The sequence below is a fragment of the Vibrio sp. S11_S32 genome, from assembly GCF_014694465.1.
GTDB lineage: Bacteria > Pseudomonadota > Gammaproteobacteria > Enterobacterales > Vibrionaceae > Vibrio > Vibrio algicola.
In genome coordinates, this window is sequence record NZ_JAAUWS010000148.1 from 1 (window position 1) to 568 (window position 568).

The 568-nt window shown below is 39.3% G+C and carries 2 protein-coding genes; both read right to left on the bottom strand.

Annotation, left to right across the window (positions count from 1 at the left end; genetic code table 11):
• A partial coding sequence (locus tag HC723_RS17035) for a dTDP-4-dehydrorhamnose 3,5-epimerase family protein (RefSeq protein ID WP_190339950.1) occupies positions 1-290 on the bottom strand: 290 nt, incomplete at its 3' end.
• The coding region (locus tag HC723_RS17040; protein WP_190339951.1) for a sugar nucleotide-binding protein at positions 290-568 on the bottom strand (279 nt) is incomplete at its 5' end. The genes HC723_RS17040 and HC723_RS17035, both read right to left, overlap by 1 nt.

The following is a 568-nucleotide window of genomic DNA, read 5'->3' on the forward strand; positions in this document are numbered from 1 at the left end:
TTCCCAAATGTAGGTGAGTCTTTACGAATATCAACCGCCACATCAAACACTTCACCAGAAACAACTCTTACCAACTTTCCTTGAGTATTTTCTGTTTGATAATGAAGTCCTCGTAAAATCCCTTTCTTAGATTTTGAGTGATTATCCTGCACAAATGTGGTTGGTTTACCAGTGACCTTTTCTTCAAACTCTTTTTGATTCCAAGTTTCCATGAAAAATCCACGCTCATCACCAAGCACATCGGGTTCAATGATTTTCACATCCGGAATTGCGGTATCGATTACTTTCATTATTGGTACTCTTTAATTCGTTCTAATGCTAACTGCCAATTACTGGGCTCAATTCCAAAGCTCTCTTTGATTTTTTGACAATTCATTTTTGAATTTGCAGGACGCTTGGCGGGGGTTGGGTATTGCTCTGTCGTTATTGCTGTCAATTCTGGTTTATTCTTAAGAATACTTTGCTTGTTCGCTTGTTCAAAGATTGCCTCTGCAAATTCAAACCAACTGACATGAGGTGAGCCCGAAAAATGATAAACGCCCCATGCTTCACTGCCTGATTGAATCTG